We start from the raw sequence: 16776 nt of genomic DNA on the forward strand, positions 1-16776 counted from the left end.
TCGTGCCCCTCCCGTCCGCTCTTTCGTTTTCTCTGAATTCCCCACTCGTATTCTCCCCCCCCACTACCCCTTCCGCCCCTTGCCCCGCCAATCCCACCGACCCGGCCATATTGCGTAGCAACATGCGTCCGCCCCGAGGCTGTGCTAAAAAATGCGCGCCAATCGTTTAGATCGATCCAAATCGACACCCCCACGATCCCCGGCAACGGCAGCCCGGGCAGACGCCAATCAGATCTTGAGCGGACGCACCACCAGGCCCCGGTTTCACTGGTTTTTTAGATCGATACAAGTCAACGTTTCAGCAGACAATTCAATCCAGGAGAGGGAGAGAGTGGAATGAAACAGATCAAACCCAAGCAGGGCCGGGACACCTTGTCCGCCGCCATTGCCGTGGCCTTGTTCGCCGTCGCCGCCGTACCCGGCGTTGCGTTGGCGCAGCAGGCAACTACCACCAGCAGCGCCGATGCCACCACGCTCGACAGCGTCACCGTCACCGGCTACCGCTACGCCATCGAAAAAAGCCTTGAGCAGAAGCGCGACGCCAATGCCGTGGTCGAGGTGATCACCGCCGAAGACGTCGGCAAGTTCCCCGACAAGAACGTGGCCGACGCGCTGCAGCGCGTGCCCGGCGTGATCATCACCCGCGACGGTGGCGAAGGTAAGAACGTCAGCGTGCGCGGCCTGTCCTCGGAGCTGACCCTGACCGAGTTGAACGGCAACTACGTGGCCACCGCCGAATCCAACGGCGACCCGACCCGTTCGTTCAACTACACCCTGCTGCCGTCGAACATGCTGGGCAGCGCCGAGCTGTTCAAGTCGCCGGAAGCGCGCATCGACGAAGGCGGCATCGGCGGCACGGTGATCCTGCACACGCGCCGCCCGCTGGACATGGAAGCCAACACCGGCTTCGTCTCCGTTGAAGGCACCTGGGCCGACACCAGCAAGAAGACCGACGGCCAGCTTTCCGCCTCGTACTCGTGGCACGACAAGGACGAGCGCTTCGGCGTGTTCGTCGGTTACACCGACCAGAAGCGCACTACCCGCACCATGGGCGCCAGCACCGAAGGCTGGTCCTGGTATGGCCGTGACGAAGGTGGCACTGCAGTTGACGTCAAAGGCAACCCCTCCGACTTCAATTCCAACTGGTGGGGCGGTACCGGCTTCTACGACCAGAACGGCAAGTACTACACCGGCTTCATGATGCCGACCTCGGTGAACCTCGACGTCACGGAAGAGGAACGCGAGCGCAAGGGCGGCCAGATAACCCTCCAGTTCAAGCCGCTGGACAACCTCACCCTGACCGCGAACTACTTCCGCTTCGACCTGTCGCAGGACTCCCAGACCCACACCATCAAGGTGCCGGAATGGAACATCGCCCGCTACTGGGGCGATGGCAACTGGGCCGGCGGCCGCCTGCTCGATGGGCTGACCATGGACCCGAGTGGCACCATCGTCACCGGCGCCGACTACAGCAAGCACCCGGGCAAAACGTATTACTGCAAGGAGCCGACGAAGGAAGAGATCGCGGCGGGTCGGCAGCCGGGCGGCTGGGGTTCCGACGACTGTACCGTACCGACTCCGCAGATCACCGGCAGCTACAACCTCGAAAAGGCACTGTCGCAGACCGCTGATTTCTCCGCCGAATGGATCGGCGAGTCGGTCGACATCTCCTTCAAGGGCGGCCGCACCTGGGCCAAGGGTGGCCCGTCGCTGCAGTTCTCGGTGCCGCTCAAGCCGCGCAGCCAGAATGCCGACGGCAGCTGGAACCTGGGCAACCTGGCCAGCTCCTGGAACCTGACCGGCACACCGTCGATGGCGTTCTCGCCGGAACTGATGCAGAACCTGAAAAACGGCATTCTGCAGGTTGACCTTGGCTCCACCGGCTCGTCATGGACCCGCAACACCAACCAGCAGAAATACGCTCAGATCGATACCACCTGGCACAACGACTCCGGCTTCCTGGAATCGCTGCAGTTCGGCGTCAAGTACCGTGACGGCGGCATCCACCGCAGCACTGGTAACAGCTACTGGGCTTGCCCGGGCACCGACGCCAGCGACTACGGCAACCGCTACTGGAACGGCCGCTGCAACGACGTCGCCCAGCAGTTCTCGCCCGACTTCATCTACGGCATGGGCAACCTGGCCGGCGGCATCAATGCAAGCGCGTTCCCGGCCATCAACTACCCGGCCTACATCGCCCATCTGAACAAGACCTACGGGCCGATGCAGACCCGCAACGAGGACAACTTCGTCTACAACGTGGACGAAAAAATCTACTCCACCTACCTGCAGGCCAATTTCCGTACCGAGCGCCTGCGCGGCAACGTCGGCGTGCGCGTGGTCAGCACTCGCCAACACGCCGATTCCACCGACAAGGTCACCTCGTACAACGACTACTTCTTCGACGATGCCAACGGCAACCCGTTGGCCTGCCAAGATACCGATCCGGTGCCGGGTGGCGCGCCCGTTGATACCTACTGCGGCAGCGAAAAATACTGGCGACTCTCGGACGACCAGCAGCGCGAAGAGTCGTTCGCGGTCACCGGCCTGGACCGCAGCTACACCGACGTGCTGCCCAGCTTCAACCTGGCCTATGACCTGACCGACAACCTGCTGCTGCGTGCGGCAGCCTCCAAGGTGATCGCGCGCCCGAGTTACAACAACATCGCCGCTCCGGGCAGCCTGGAGTACTTCAGCCCCGAATACGTCAACGACCGCCGCCTCACCGGTGGCGCCAGTGAACAGGGCTGGTACGGCTCGGGCAGCAACAAGAATCTGGAAGCCTACAAGGCCACCCAGTACGACATCGGCGTGGAGTGGTACTTCCAACCCGGCTCGGTGCTGGGTCTGGGCCTGTTCCGCAAGGACGTCAGCAACTTCTCGGTACCGGTGGTGCAGGACGTAACGCAGAACGTCGGCGGCCAGACCGTGGTGGTACAGAACTACTCCACCACCGCCGGTGGTCGTGATGCGGTATCGCAGGGCCTGGAGTTCTACGCCCAGCACACGCTGGACTTCGGCCTCGGCTTCCAGGCGAACTACACCTGGAACGACACCAACGAAGCGGCGATCACCCTGGAAGACGGCACCGAGATCGGCAAGTCACCGCTGGTTGGCAGCGCCGAGAACCAGGCCAACTTCACCGTGTTCTATGAAGTGGAAAAGCTGCTGCTGCGTGCCTCATGGAACCGTCGCGGTGAAGTGGTGCAGGGCCTGGTCAGCGGCCTGAATCTCTATCAGGAGCCCTACCAGCAGATCGATCTGAACGCCGCCTACAACATCACCCCGGCGTTGAGCCTGAGTGCCTCGGTGTTGAACCTGACCAAGGAAGAGACGCGCACCCATCTGGGCAACGACACCAAGGCGCGCTTCTATTCCAATGGTTATGCAGGCCGTGTGGTCTATTTCGGCGTGAACTGGAAGTTCTAAGACGGTTGTAACCGTGCCCAGCGCACGGAGTTGATGAAAAGCCGCGCTGGCAACAGCGCGGCTTTTTCATTGCAGCAACGCCGCAAGCAGAATGCCTTCCCTTCTCCCGTTGGCGTTGAAGGTGCCCGAAAGGCGGATGGGATGCTGTTGCTGTTGCTGTTGCTGTTGCTGTTGCTGTTGCTGTTGCTGGTGCTGGAGCCGTTGCTGTGGCTGTTGCTTTGGCGTTTGCAGCCACTGCAAAGACCGAAGGAGACCGCCTTCCCTTCTCCCGCCTGCGGGGGAAGGTGCCCGAAGGGCGGATGGGGGGCGCTGTGGCTGTGGCTGTGGCTGTGGCTGTGGCTGCTGCTGTGGCTGTGGCTGCTGCTGCGACTGCGGCTGCTGCTGTTGCTTTGGCTGCTGCCGTTGCTTTGGCGTTTGCAGCCACTGTAAAGACCGAAGGAGGCGCCTTCCCTTCTCCCGCCTGCGGGGGAAGGTGCCCGAAGGGCGGTTGGGGGCGCTTTTGCTTTTGCTTTTGCTTTTGCTTTTGCTTTTGCTGTTGCTGTTGTTTGTGCTTCTACGGCATTTCCGGGCAAAGAAACCACAAGGCAAAGTCAAAAGCTCCCCTCACCCCAACCCCTCTCCCGCAAGCGGGAGAGGGGCTCGCATTCCTGTGCTCCCGCAATTCCTGCATTCCTGCATTCCTGCATTCCTGCGCTTCTCTGCTTCTGCGCTCCCGCATTCCCGCATTCCCGCATTCCCGCATTCCCGCATTCCCGCATTCCCGCATTCAAAAATCCTCGCATCAACTCAAGTCAGCGCCGTCATGACTCCCTTCCGATACGCTGGCCGCTGCTGCAACCGTGCATACCACGCCGCCAAATGCGGCAGCTCCGGGCGTTGGATCGGCATTTCAAACCAGGCGTAGATAAACGACCCCAACGGAATATCGCCCATCGCGAAACGTTCGCCAGACAGCCACGGCTGCTCGGCCAATGCCGCGTCGGCAAGCGTCAGCAGCTCGCCACAGCGCAGCAAGGCCGCTGCGATGCGCGCCTCATCACGGTCCGCCGGCGCGGTGCGCAGCACGCCCCAGAACAGATCACGGAACGCCACCGCGAAACTCGAGGTGGTCCAATCCATCCACTGCTCGCTGCGCGCGCGTTCCACCGGATCTGCCGGATACAGCACGTCCAGCGCATAACGTGCGCTCAGGTAACGGACGATGGCATTGGATTCCCATACCGGCAGGCCATGGTCTTCGATCACCGGCACCAACCCGTTGGGATTCATCGCGCGGTATTCGGCGCTCTGCGTGCCACCAAACGCGCCGCCAACTTCGATGGATTCATACGGCAAGCCGATCTCCTCGGCACACCACAGCACTTTGCGCACATTGCTGGAATTGCGCCGGCCCCAGATCTTCAACATTCAGTCACTCCTTCCATCAGGTTTCATCACGCGCGCCCTTGCGCGGCAGCGCGCGCACCGCCGATGCCTTGCCGGCGCGCTTGACCTCGAACAAACCGGTCGCGGCGATCAGGTCGCTCAACTTGCGATAGCCATAGTTGCGCGAATCAAACGAGGCCCGGTTTGCAATCTGATTGCCTACCGCGCTCAGCAGGGCCCAACCCTGCTCGTCGGCAACCGCATCCACCGCGCCACGCAGCAGGTTGAGCAGGCGCGTATCGCCGCGCAGCTCATTGGCAGTGCGCGGAGTAATCGGTGCTGCAGGTGACTCCGCCGATTCACTGCTTGTCGGCTCGCTACTTGCCGGTTCACTGCTTGTCGCTTCGCTACTCGTTGGTTCGCTGCTTGCCGGTGCGGTGCTGGCGGCCGGCTCGGCCGTCTCCGCTGGCGCATTACCCAGCGCTTCCAGATAGATGAACTTCGAGCAGGCATTGACGAAGGCCAATGGTGTTTTCTGCTGGCCAAAGCCGTACACCTTCAAGCCGTCAGTAAGGATGCGCATCACCAGCGGGGTGAAGTCAGCATCGCTGGAGACAATCGCAAAGCCGTCCAGGTTGCGCGCGTACAGCAGGTCCATCGCATCGACCACCATCGCCATGTCCGAGGCGTTCTTGCCCTTGGAATAGGCGAACTGCTGGATCGGGCGGATCGCGAACTCGTGCAGCACGCTTTCCCAGCCCTTCAACCGCGGGTTCTTCCAGTCACCATAGGCGCGGCGCACGTTGGCCACACCAAAGGCAGCCACTTCCACAAGGATCTCGTCGATCTTCGACGACGGCGCGTTGTCGGCGTCGATCAACAGCGCGATACGCTTTTCAGGCTCAGACACGGGGCAACTCCATGGCGACAAGCTGAGTGCCAGTATCGGTCATCGCTGTTTCAAAGCACATCAATGCGATGATGCCGGCTGACAACCCGCCCCCATGGCCGGTTCACCGGCCCCATCGGAGTACGTCATGCCGCAACACCCGCATCTTGTCGTCGTCGGCGGTGGTTTCGCCGGGCTCTGGGCCAGCCGTGCGCTGGCCGATGCGCCACTGCGCATCACCCTGGTCGACCGCCGCAATCACCATCTGTTCCAGCCCCTGCTCTACCAGGTTGCCACGGCCGGCTTGTCGGCACCGGATATCGCCGCCCCGCTGCGCCATATCCTCGGCAAGCAGCGCAACGTCGAGGTCCGCCTGGGCGAGGTGACCTCCATCGACAAGCACGCCCGGCAACTGCATCTCGGCGACGGCAGCCAGCTCGGCTACGACATGCTGCTGCTCGCCAGCGGCGCCACCCACGCCTATTTCGGCCATGACGAATGGGCCGCCGACGCGCCCGGCCTGAAGACCCTGGATGACGCGCTCTACCTGCGCCGCAAGCTGCTGCTGGCGTTCGAACGCGCCGAGGCCGAATCCGACCCGGCCAAGCGCGCCGCGTGGCTGAGCTTCGCCATCGTCGGCGGCGGCCCTACCGGGGTGGAATTGGCCGGTACCCTGGCCGAAATCGCCCGCCACACGCTGAAGAACGAATTCCGGCACATCAACCCGGCCGATGCCAAGGTGCGGCTGGTGGAAGCCGGCCAACGCGTGCTGTCCTCGTTCCCGGAAACGCTGTCCTTGAAGGCACGCCGCCAGCTGGAAAAACTGGGCGTGGAAGTGCTCACCGGCACTGCGGTCAGCCATATCGACGGACACGGCTTCCAGCTCGGCGACACGCATGTGCCGGCACGCACGGTGGTGTGGGCCGCTGGTGTGGCCGCTTCACCGCTGGCGCGCACGCTGGAGGTGCCGTTGGACCGTGCCGGCCGCGTGCTGGTCGAGCCTGACCTCACCATTCCTGGCCACCCGGAGATCTTCGTCGGCGGTGACCTGGTCGCGCTGACCCAGGCCAATGGCCGGCCGGTTCCCGGTGTTGCGCCAGCGGCCAAGCAGATGGGCAAGTACGTGGCGCAGGTGATCAGCGCCCGCCTTGCCGGCAAGCCAGTGCCTGCCGCGTTCCGTTACAGCGACCAGGGCAACCTGGCCACCATCGGCCGCATGGCGGCCATCGTCCACGTCGGCAAACTGCAGCTGTCAGGCCTGTTGGCGTGGTGGTTCTGGCTGGCAGCGCACGTGTTCTTCCTGATCGGCTTCCGCAACCGGCTGGTGGTGCTGCTGAACTGGGCGGTGGCCTATTGGAGCTACCAGCGCAGCGCGCGCATCATCCTCGGCGATGCCGACGAGGACGATGGCAAGGAGCCGGCAGGCTGAGCCGGCTCACACGGTCAGCTGCCGCCGTTGGCGAACTGTTCGAATACTTCGCGTCCGGTCAGCATCGGCGTCTGGTTGGCCAGGTCGTAGTACGGCGGCTTTTCGTCGATGAAGATCTGGCTGGCCAGCTCGAAGCTGTGATCCTGGAACACGCCGGCCGGTACGAAATACTCGCCGTCCGGCACCAGCCGGTAATACAGGTGCGTACCGCACTGCCCGCAGAAGCCACGCTCGGCCCAGTCCGAGGAGCGGTAGCTTTTCACGGTGTCGCCGAGCACCTGCACCTGGTCATCGCAATGCACCGCGAACAACGGACCGCCGGACCAGCGCCGGCACATGCTGCAGTGGCACAGGCCAATCTCGGAACTGTCGTTGGCGATCACTTCGACAGCACCACACAGGCAGTTTCCTTTCATCGTCAGATCCGGCGCAAAGAGGAATGCCGAATTTACACGGGAAAGCCATGCGCGATCACCTGTAGTGCCGAGCCATGCTCGGCAGGGGCTTTACCGACATCGCCGCTCTTGTAGTGCCGAGCCACGCTCGGCTGGGGTCTTACCGACGACGGTTGGTCCGTGCATGAAGCCCCAGCCGAGCATGGCTCGGCACTACATGGGCCTTATGCTACGGGTAAGGCCCCAGCCGAGCATGGCTCGGCACTACATGGGCCTTACGCTATGGGTAAGGCCCCTGCCGAGCATGGCTCGGCACTACAACGCAAAGGCCCGGGTTTCCCCGGGCCTTTGGCGTTCATCGCTGCGGCCTTGCTCAGGCGGCGAACAATGCCTTCATCTTCTTCAGCGCGTTCGCTTCGATCTGGCGGATGCGCTCGGCCGATACGCCGTACTCATCTGCCAGTTCCTGCAGCGTCACCTTGCTGTCGGCATCCAACCAACGGCGGGCGATGATGTCGCGCGAACGCTGGTCAAGCTTGGACAGGCCTTCACGCAGCAGGCTCAGCTGATTGTCTTCGCTGTCCTCACGCTCGTAGGCCTGCGACGGATCTTCATCGCGTGCGACCAGATACGCAGCCGGCGACGGCGGCGCATGATCGTCGTCGTCATCGGACGGCGCATCGAAACCGATGTCACGGCCGGACAGACGCGATTCCATCTCCATCACTTCACGCTCGGAGACGTTCAGATCCTTGGCAACCGCGCTGACCTCAGCAGCGTTCATCCAGCCCAGACGGGTCTTTGACTTGCGCAGGTTGAAGAACAGCTTGCGCTGCGCCTTGGTCGTGGCGACCTTGACGATGCGCCAGTTCTTGAGGATGAACTCGTGCATCTCGGCACGGATCCAATGCACGGCGAAGGACACCAGGCGCACGCCCATGTCCGGGTCGAAGCGCTTGACCGCCTTCATCAGGCCGATGTTGCCTTCCTGGATCAGGTCGCCCAGCTGCAGGCCGTAGCCGTTGTAACCGCGGGCCACGTGCACCACGAAGCGCAGGTGCGAATGCACCAGCTCACGCGCGGCGTGCAGGTCCTGTTCGTCACGGAAGCGGCGGGCCAGGTCCTGTTCCTCATCGACCGACAGCACCGGGATCTGGTGCACGGCACCGATGTAGGCGTCCAGCGAACCGAGCGCACTGGGAATCGGGAGATTGTTTGCCACAAGGGCAGTGGAGGTGTTCAGGTTCATAGGACCTCATCTTAGCAGTCGAACTATTGGACTGCTCGGTACAGAAAAAGTTCCAGCGTTCTGTTTTTGTCAGCAAACCCAGGGTCAAACCTGAATAGGCGACAGCAACGTAGGCATTCCAAGGACCGCCAAGGTAGCAAAGCCAAGGTCACCGCGATATGACACGGATCAAGGAAATTCAGCTGCCAGCAGGTGCCGGCTGCAGCGCTGCCCGGGCCGGCAAACGCCAGTCAATCCGCGCCTGCCCGCGGCGGGCCAGGTAGTCGTTGGTCTGCGAGAAATGCCGGCAGCCCAGAAAGCCCCGGTGCGCCGACAACGGCGACGGATGCGGGGCCTTCAGCACGCGATGGCGGCCGGTATCGATGACCTTGCCCTTCTGCTGGGCGTAGGCGCCCCACAGCAGGAATACCAGGCCTTCGCGCTCGCGGTTGAGCACATCGACCACATGGTCGGTGAAACCCTCCCAGCCACGCTTCTGATGCGCGCCGGCCTTGCCCTCTTCCACCGTCAACACGGCATTGAGCAGCAGCACGCCCTGCTGCGCCCACGGCAGCAGGCAGCCATGGTCCGGGCGCGGAATGGCGAGGTCGGTCTCAAGCTCTTTATAGATATTGAGCAACGATGGCGGCACCGGCACATCCGGCAGGACCGAAAAACTCAGGCCATGGGCCTGGCCATAGCCGTGGTAAGGGTCCTGCCCCAGCACCACCACCTTTACCTGCTCGAACGGCGTGGCATCGAAGGCGGCGAAAATCTGCGGGCCCGGCGGGAATACATGCGCACCGGCCGCCTTGCGCTTGCGCAGGAAGGCCGACAGCTCACGCATCTCCGGACGCAGCAGCCAGTCGCCGATGCGTGCCTTCCAACTGGGCTCAAGCTGGATCTGGGTACCGTCTTCGCTCACAGCACCACCGCCGGCTGTGCCATGCGCGCCAGCCGCAGCTGGAACAGCACCTTGGTCACCAGCAGACGTTCTTCAATGGGTTTCTGCACCAGATCATTGGCGCCGGACTGCAGCAATGCCGACTGATTGTGCGGGTTGCCATCACCGGTCATCACCAGCACCGGCAGGCGACGCTTGCCATAGGCGAAGTCGACGCGGATGCGTTCAACCACATCGCGGCCACTGAGCTCGCCCTTGAGGGTGACGTCGGTCAGCACCAGATCCACCTGCCGCGTGGTGCGGCCCAGCGATTCGGCGGTGAGCAGCGAAAACGCATCTTCGGCGGTAAGCACGTGCACTACATGCAGGTCATGGCGTTCGAGCATGCGCTTGGTGGCCTCGGCCACCACGCGACTGTCCTCGACGTAAAGCACGGTGGCATTGGCTACCGGCTCGGGCTGCACATAGCCACGGATGAAGGTGGCCAGGGCTTCGTGGCCCAGCGCCTTGTCGAAATAATCGGTGACGTATTCGGTGAAGCGGCGCTGCTCCAGATGTTGCTGGGCATCACCGGAGACCACGATCACCGGCACATAGGCCTGCCCGGCGGTCTCGCGGACGCCACGGGCCAGCGCCAGGCCATCGCCATCGGGCAAGGCCAGCGAGGTGGTGACCAGGTGTACCGGGCCGGCGGCGAGCGCCTCGCGCGCCTCTGCAATGCTGGCGCAGCCCACTACTTCGACATCGGGCAGTTCGCGCTTGAGCACGTCGCTGATCAAACGCCGTACCAGTTTGGATCCATCGACCACCATTACTCGGGGTGCGTCGCTGATCAGGTGCTTGAGCTCGTGCGTGGACATGCGGGCCTCAGGTTTCAGTCGGGCGAGTCTGCCTGAGGAAGTGGCCCGTCACCAGCCATGCCCCCAACCAACCCAGAATCGTGGTGCCTACCAGCACCATGCCCGAATGCAGCAAATCCAGGCCATGCAAGATGAAAGGGCTGCCGTAGCTTTGCGACAGGTTTGCCAACGGTGGCCGCAATGCCAGCCCGCACAGGGCGATCAAGCCCAGCGCCAACGCGCCGGCAGCCAGCCCGTACCACGCGCCCAGGTAGACAAACGGACGGCGGATGAAGCCATCGCTGGCACCGAGCAGCTGCAGTACGCCGATTTCTTCGCGCCGCGCCTGGATATCCAGACGCACGGTATTGCCCACCACCAGCGCCGCGCCCAGCCCCAGCAGTGCCGACAACACCTGCACCAGCCGCGCGCCGAAATTCAGCCAACCATCCAGCCGCTGCCGCCACAGCGCATCGTGTTGGACCAGATCGGCCTGCGGCAGCGCTTCCAGCGATTTGGCCAGGGCCGCGTCATCGCCGTTGGCCGGGGTGACGATCAGCAAGGTCGGCAAGGGGTTCTCGCCCAGCGCATCGATGGCTTCGCCCAGCCCGGCGTTCTGCCGCAGCTCGGCCAGGCCTTCGTCCGGCGTACGCAGCAGCACCTGGCCGACATCGGCGCGTGCACGCAGGCTGGTGACCAGTTCCTGCGCCGCCGCTGCATCGACATCGGTCTTCAGGAACAGATTGATATCGCGCGACTGCTGCACGCTGCCGGCGAAATGTTTGAGGTTGTCCAAGGCGATAGACAACCCCAGCGGCAACGCCAGGGCCAGCGCCATCACCGCCACGGTCAGCGCGGTCGCCCACGGCTTGCGCGCGGCACGGCCAAGGCTGAACACCACGCTGTGCAGATGATGGTTGAGCCAGGTGAACAGCCGCGACGGCGCGGCGCTGCCGGTGTTTTCGGGTTTGCTGCTGCTCATTCGGCCAGATCCTGCGGCGAGATGTCATCGACCAGACGGCCGTGGTCGAGAATCAGCACGCGCTTGCGCATCTGCTTGAGCAGGGCCAGATCATGGCTGACCACCAGCACGCTGGTACCGCGTGCCGGCAGTTCTGCAAACAGGGTCATGATTTCCGCCGCCAGGGTCGGGTCGAGGTTGCCGGTAGGCTCGTCGGCCACCAGCAGTTTGGGCTCGGCGACAATCGCGCGGGCAATGCCGACACGCTGCTGCTCACCGGCTGACAGTTCGCTGGGCAGTGCCTTCTCGCGATGGCCAAGACCCATCCGCTCCAGCACCGAACGCACCCGCTTGCCGGTATCGGCACGGCGGTCGCCGCGCAGGATCAATGGCAGCGCGACGTTTTCGCCGATGCTGCGGTCCACCAGCAGCCGGTGGTCCTGATAGACCGCGCCTACTTCGCGCCGGTGCAGGGCAACCTTGCCGCCCCGCACCTTGAGCAGGTTGCGCTCGCCGAAGATGACCGCGCCACGGCTGGGCCGTTCGCTGAGGTGGATCAACTTGAGCAGGGTGCTCTTGCCGGCACCGGAGTGCCCGGTGACGAACAGCATTTCACCGGCCGCCACTTCAAAGCTGACATCCACCAGCGCCTGGTGGCCGCCGGCGTATTGTTTGCTGACATTGTCAAAACGCAGAACGCTCATCCTGCCGATTATGCAGGAGCGCAGGCAGACTGCGGAGATGCAGGTCACGTGTAATGCCGGATATGCCCTGTAGTGCCGAGCCATGCTCGGCAGGGGCCTTACCGGGAAAGCCTCTGCCCAGCATGGCTCGGCACTACCTTGGCATTGCTTGGAAAGCCCCTGCCGAGCATGGCTCGGCACTACCTTCGCATCTTTGGGGAAGCCCCTGCCGAGCATGGCTCGGCACTACCAACCGCCTTCTGCCTCCCCTTGCAGGGGAGGCTTTCGCAGCGATCAGCTGCCTGACAGCATCCGGCGGATCTTGCGGCCGAGGCGGGTCAGGAACGAATCATTGTCGTTGCCAGCGCGCATCGGCTTGGCCTGTACCTGTACCGGGCCGTTGTTGCTGGCCACTGCCGGTGCTGCACCTTCGGCGCCTTCAACCGGACGGCCATGACGACGGCGACGACGCTTGCGCTGTCCGCGCTCGCCTTCCTCGGCCGGGTTGTTGGCGGCATGCGGCGCACCTTCGGCGGCCGGACGCGGCGGCTTGGGCGTGCCTTCGGCAGTGGCAGCGGCGCCCTCGACGCGCGGTTTGCGGGGCGGACGCGGCTTGCCATCAGCACTGCGCTCACCACGACGTTCGCCAGGCTTGGCGCCGGTGCGACCACCACCACGACGGGCTTCGTCAGCGGCCTTCTGCTCGCGCGCTTCGCGGAAGATGCTGCCAACGCTTTCTTCTTCTTCGCCGGCTTCCAGCGGTGCGCGCTCCGGGCGCGGCAGCGCGGTCAGCACTTCGGCAGTGACCGCTTCAACCGGGATCTTCTGCTCGATGTAAGCCTCGATGTCCGGCAGGCTGATCGCATAGCGCTCGCAGGCGAAGCTGATCGCATCGCCTTCTTCGCCCAGACGCGCGGTACGACCGATGCGGTGCACATAGTCTTCGGCGTCGAACGGCAGATCGTAGTTGTAGACGTACTTGATGCCGTCGATGTGCAGGCCGCGGGCGGCCACATCGGTGGCGACCAGCACTTCCAGCTGGCCCTTCTGGAAGCGGTTGAGCAGGCTCTCACGCTTCTTCTGTGGCACGTCGCCGGACAGCACGCCGACGCGGTAGCCGGCACGTTCCAGCGCGCGCGCAACGCGCTCGACAAACACCTTGGTGTTGACGAACACCATGGTGCGGGCGCCTTCACTGCGCGACAGCAGGCCGATCAGCAGCGGCAGCTTTTCTTCGTCGGCGGGGAAATAGATGCGCTGGCGCACGCGGTCGGCGGTGATGCTTTCGGTCTCCACCACCAGCTTCTGCGGCTCGTTCATGTGTTCGTAGGCCAGCTCCAGCACGCGGTGGCTGAGGGTGGCGCTGAACAGCAGGGTCTGGCGCGTGGTGCGCTCGGGCATGCGCCGCAGCAGGAAGCGGATGTCCTTGATGAAGCCCAGGTCGAACATGCGGTCGGCTTCGTCCAGCACGCAGATTTCGCAGGCGTGCAGCGAAACCACCTTGTGCTGCTTGACGTAGTCGATCAGGCGGCCGGGGGTGGCGATGATCACGTCCACGCCCTGCTGCAGCAGCTCGCGCTGCTTGTCGTAATCCACGCCACCGTAGACCAGCGCGAAGCGCAGGCCGGTGTCGGAGGCGAACTTCATCGCGTCCTTGTGGATCTGGATGGCCAGCTCGCGGGTCGGGGCCAGGATCAGCGCGCGCGGATCCTCCGGCTTTCGGTCAGCCAGCGCCGGGCGGGTGAGCAGGCGGTTGGCGACGGCGACCAGGAAGGCCAGCGTCTTGCCGGTGCCGGTCTGCGCCTGGCCGGCGACATCGCCGCCTGGCAGAGCCACCGGCAAGGTCAGCGCCTGAATGGGGGTGCAGCGAGTGAAACCTGCGCCCTCAAGGCCTGCCAGCAGCGAAGGCTGCAGGTCGAAGGAAGAAAACGTTACGTCGGTTAGCGGTTTGTCGCTCATTGATTTCGTCTTTGTAGTGCCAGCCGGTCAGTGTGGCCGGGCAGCTTGCATCGATTCGGGCACCGTCGCACACTGCGGCCCCTGCGCCGGGTCGCGCGACACCTGGGCCCTGCCCACTGTCCGCGCAATGCCCCAGTTTACCGCAATGCGACGGCCAACCCGGCATGGGCAGTCGCATTGCACCAGGAGACTCCAAGTGAGCGATAAGGTTTTACACGTCGGCGACGCCGACTTCGACAGCGCCGTCCTGCAATCGAGCGAACCGGTCCTGGTGGATTTCTGGGCTGAATGGTGCGGCCCGTGCAAGATGATCTCCCCGGTTTTGGACGAATTGGCTGACGCCTATGACGGCAAGCTGAAGATCGCCAAGGTCAATGTGGACGAAAATCGCGCCACCGCGATCAAGTACCACGTGCGCTCGATCCCGATGCTGCTGCTGTTCAAGGATGGCCAGATCCAGGCCACCCAGATCGGCGCGGTCGGCAAGGGCCAGCTGAGCCAGATGATCGACAAGGCGCTGGTCTGATCCAGCCAGGTCCGGCGGCCCCGTGCCGCCGGCCACCGGGCCTGCCATACCGCGGCCCAACAGGGTTCTGCAGGCGCTTGCACCGCCGCGCTTGGCGGTGTTAGTGTCGCTACATCCGGCAGCATTCGCGTGCCGCACCCTCTGGACGGGTTCTCGTCCGGATCATCCCAACCAATTCGCAGCCCCGCAGGGCGCTCGCACGTCTAAGCGAGAGGAATCAAGCACTTGTCCGAGAACACTCCTTCTGAAACCGGGAGCACCGACGCTCCTGTCGAGAAGCGCGTGCGCAAGCCGCGTGTTGCCAAAGCAGTTGAAAGCGCCGACAGCGGTGCCTCTGCTCCCGCACAGCCGGCCCTGCCGTTGCCCGCCGCTCCGGCGCCGGTAGCTGCCGCACCCGCCCCCGCTGCCCCAGCCCCCGTTGCTCCGACCCCTGCGCCTGCCGCGGCGGCGTCCAGCAACGAAGGCCAGGCCTCGTCCGCAAGCTCCGGCGACAACGCGTCGCAGGGCGGCCAGGACGGTGGCGAGAGCAACCAGCGCTACGGCCAGAACAACCAGCAGGGTCAGGGTCAGGGCCAAGGCAACCGCCGCGACCGTTTCCGCAACCGTCGCGACCGTGACCGCAACCGTCCGCGTGACGACAACGGCATGAGCAACGATGGCGGCAACGAGCCGTTCGTACCGCGCTCGATGCCGGGCGTGCCGGAAGGCTTCCCGGTCTATTCGCTGAGCGACCTGAAGCGGATGCCGGCGCAGAAGCTGCTGGAAATCGCCGAGCAGCTGCAGATCTCCGAAGGCGTGGCGCGTGCCCGCAAGCAGGACGTGATCTTCGCCCTGCTCAAGGTGCTGACCCGCCACGGTGACGGCGTCGCCGCCGACGGCGTGCTGGAAATCCTGCCGGACGGCTTCGGCTTCCTGCGCGCGGCCGAGGCCAGCTACCTGGCCGGCCCGGACGACACCTACATCTCGCCCAGCCAGATCCGCCGCTTCAACCTGCGCACCGGCGACCACCTGTCCGGCCGTATCCGCTTCCCGAAGGACGGCGAGCGTTACTTCGCCCTGTCGATCGTGGACACCATCAACGGTGAGCCGATCGAAGCTTCGAAGAACAAGGTGCTGTTCGAAAACCTGACCCCGCTGTTCCCGCGCAAGCGCTTCACGCTTGAGCGCGGCAACGGCTCCTCGGAAGACATCACCGGTCGTATCCTCGACCTGATGGCACCGCAGGGCAAGGGCCAGCGCGCGCTGATCGTCTCGCCGCCGAAGGCGGGTAAGACGATGATGATGCAGCAGATCGCCACGGCCATCACCACCAACCATCCGGAAGTGCACATGATCGTGCTGCTGGTGGATGAGCGCCCGGAAGAAGTGACCGAAATGCAGCGCACCGTGCGCGGCGAAGTGGTCTCCTCAACCTTCGACGAACCGGCAGCGCGTCACGTGCAGGTCGCCGAAATGGTGATCGAGCGTGCCAAGCGCCTGGTCGAGCACAAGAAGGACGTGGTGATCCTGCTCGACTCGATCACCCGTCTGGCCCGCGCCTACAACAACGTCGTACCGAGCTCCGGCAAGGTCCTGACCGGTGGTGTGGACGCCAACGCCCTGCACCGCCCGAAGCGTTTCTTCGGTGCTGCACGTAACGTTGAAGAAGGCGGCTCGCTGACCATCATCGCCACCGCGCTGGTTGAAACCGGCTCGAAGATGGACGAAGTGATCTACGAAGAATTCAAGGGCACCGGCAACAGCGAAGTGCATTTGAACCGTCGCATCACTGAAAAGCGCGTCTACCCGGCCATCGACATCAACCGTTCCGGCACCCGCCGCGAAGACCTGTTGATCGAACCGGAGCTGCTGCAGAAGATCTGGATCCTGCGCAAGCTGCTGCATCCGATGGACGAAATCGCTGCGATGGAGTTCCTGCTGGACAAGATGAAGAACACCAAGTCCAACGACGAGTTCTTCGGCTCGATGAAGCGCTGATTCCGGTTGGAGTTGGCTGCAGACAAAAACCCCGCGAAAGCGGGGTTTTTGTTGTGTGGTGATTGGGCAGGCGATGCGGCCTCACCTCACCTGTAGAGCCGAGCCCAGCACGGCTGAAGCTTTAACCGTAAACCCCCAGCCCAAACAAGCACGGCCCAAAAATTTGGAATTCCCCGTAAGCCCCAACCCACC

Annotated in this window: 14 protein-coding genes and 1 pseudogene; 5 read left to right on the forward strand and 10 right to left on the reverse strand. The window is 63.8% G+C overall.

What is annotated here, in order from left to right:
- Positions 1–336 precede the first annotated feature (336 nt).
- Entirely contained in the window at positions 337–3429 is a 3093-nt protein-coding gene (locus tag ABE493_RS18385; protein ID WP_346500662.1) for a TonB-dependent receptor, read from the forward strand.
- A 141-nt stretch (positions 3430–3570) separates the two neighbouring features.
- Positions 3571–3858 (forward strand): hypothetical protein, encoded by a 288-nt coding sequence (locus ABE493_RS18390; RefSeq protein ID WP_346500664.1) that lies wholly within the window; start codon positions 3571–3573, stop codon positions 3856–3858.
- A gap of 357 nt (positions 3859–4215) precedes the next feature.
- On the opposite strand, the gene ABE493_RS18395 is transcribed toward ABE493_RS18390, so the two are convergent.
- The 3 genes and pseudogenes from ABE493_RS18395 to ABE493_RS18405 form a co-directional block, all read right to left on the reverse strand.
- Positions 4216–4836 carry a glutathione S-transferase family protein gene (locus ABE493_RS18395; RefSeq protein WP_057628056.1) on the reverse strand — a complete coding sequence of 207 codons (621 nt, stop codon included), beginning with the start codon at positions 4834–4836 and terminating at the stop codon, positions 4216–4218.
- A 16-nt stretch (positions 4837–4852) separates the two neighbouring features.
- Positions 4853–5128 (reverse strand): OST-HTH/LOTUS domain-containing protein, encoded by a 276-nt coding sequence (locus tag ABE493_RS19465; protein ID WP_430980818.1) that lies wholly within the window; start codon positions 5126–5128, stop codon positions 4853–4855.
- 102 nt (positions 5129–5230) lie between these two features.
- Positions 5231–5704, reverse strand: a pseudogene (locus ABE493_RS18405) (NYN domain-containing protein); the annotation flags it as partial.
- A gap of 127 nt (positions 5705–5831) precedes the next feature.
- Between ABE493_RS18405 and ABE493_RS18410 the strand changes: the two are divergent.
- Positions 5832–7112 (forward strand): NAD(P)/FAD-dependent oxidoreductase, encoded by a 1281-nt coding sequence (locus tag ABE493_RS18410; RefSeq protein WP_346500666.1) that lies wholly within the window; start codon positions 5832–5834, stop codon positions 7110–7112.
- A gap of 14 nt (positions 7113–7126) precedes the next feature.
- Here ABE493_RS18410 and ABE493_RS18415 read toward each other — a convergent pair whose 3' ends face one another.
- The 7 genes from ABE493_RS18415 to rhlB all read right to left on the reverse strand — a co-directional run bounded on the left by ABE493_RS18415 (position 7127) and on the right by rhlB (position 14081).
- Positions 7127–7528, reverse strand: a complete 402-nt coding sequence (locus ABE493_RS18415; protein ID WP_346500668.1) for a GFA family protein — start codon at positions 7526–7528, stop codon at positions 7127–7129.
- A 352-nt stretch (positions 7529–7880) separates the two neighbouring features.
- Positions 7881–8756: an RNA polymerase sigma factor RpoH gene (rpoH, locus tag ABE493_RS18420; protein WP_346500670.1), complete on the reverse strand. Its 876-nt coding sequence runs from the start codon at positions 8754–8756 to the stop codon at positions 7881–7883.
- A 178-nt stretch (positions 8757–8934) separates the two neighbouring features.
- On the reverse strand, positions 8935–9660 hold the full coding sequence (ung, locus tag ABE493_RS18425) for a uracil-DNA glycosylase (protein ID WP_346500672.1): 726 nt from the start codon (positions 9658–9660) through the stop codon (positions 8935–8937).
- Positions 9657–10499, reverse strand: coding sequence for a response regulator (locus ABE493_RS18430; RefSeq protein WP_057628046.1), 843 nt, complete (start codon positions 10497–10499; stop codon positions 9657–9659). The genes ung and ABE493_RS18430 overlap by 4 nt, the downstream gene beginning before the upstream one ends.
- Positions 10500–10506: 7 nt before the next feature.
- Positions 10507–11460, reverse strand: coding sequence for a permease-like cell division protein FtsX (ftsX, locus tag ABE493_RS18435; protein ID WP_346500675.1), 954 nt, complete (start codon positions 11458–11460; stop codon positions 10507–10509).
- Positions 11457–12143, reverse strand: a complete 687-nt coding sequence (gene ftsE, locus ABE493_RS18440) for a cell division ATP-binding protein FtsE (protein ID WP_346500677.1) — start codon at positions 12141–12143, stop codon at positions 11457–11459. Before ftsE ends, ftsX begins: the two co-directional genes overlap by 4 nt.
- Before the next feature lie 273 nt (positions 12144–12416).
- Positions 12417–14081: an ATP-dependent RNA helicase RhlB gene (rhlB, locus tag ABE493_RS18445; RefSeq protein ID WP_346500679.1), complete on the reverse strand. Its 1665-nt coding sequence runs from the start codon at positions 14079–14081 to the stop codon at positions 12417–12419.
- Between the two features lie 196 nt (positions 14082–14277).
- Here rhlB and trxA point away from each other — a divergent pair, with 196 nt between their 5' ends.
- Positions 14278–14607, forward strand: coding sequence for a thioredoxin TrxA (gene trxA, locus ABE493_RS18450; protein WP_057628040.1), 330 nt, complete (start codon positions 14278–14280; stop codon positions 14605–14607).
- Between the two features lie 225 nt (positions 14608–14832).
- Positions 14833–16584 carry a transcription termination factor Rho gene (rho, locus tag ABE493_RS18455; protein WP_346500682.1) on the forward strand — a complete coding sequence of 584 codons (1752 nt, stop codon included), beginning with the start codon at positions 14833–14835 and terminating at the stop codon, positions 16582–16584.
- Positions 16585–16776 lie beyond the last annotated feature (192 nt).

Source organism: Stenotrophomonas terrae (genome assembly GCF_039674165.1).
In the GTDB taxonomy this organism is placed as follows: Bacteria; Pseudomonadota; Gammaproteobacteria; order Xanthomonadales; family Xanthomonadaceae; genus Stenotrophomonas; species Stenotrophomonas terrae_A.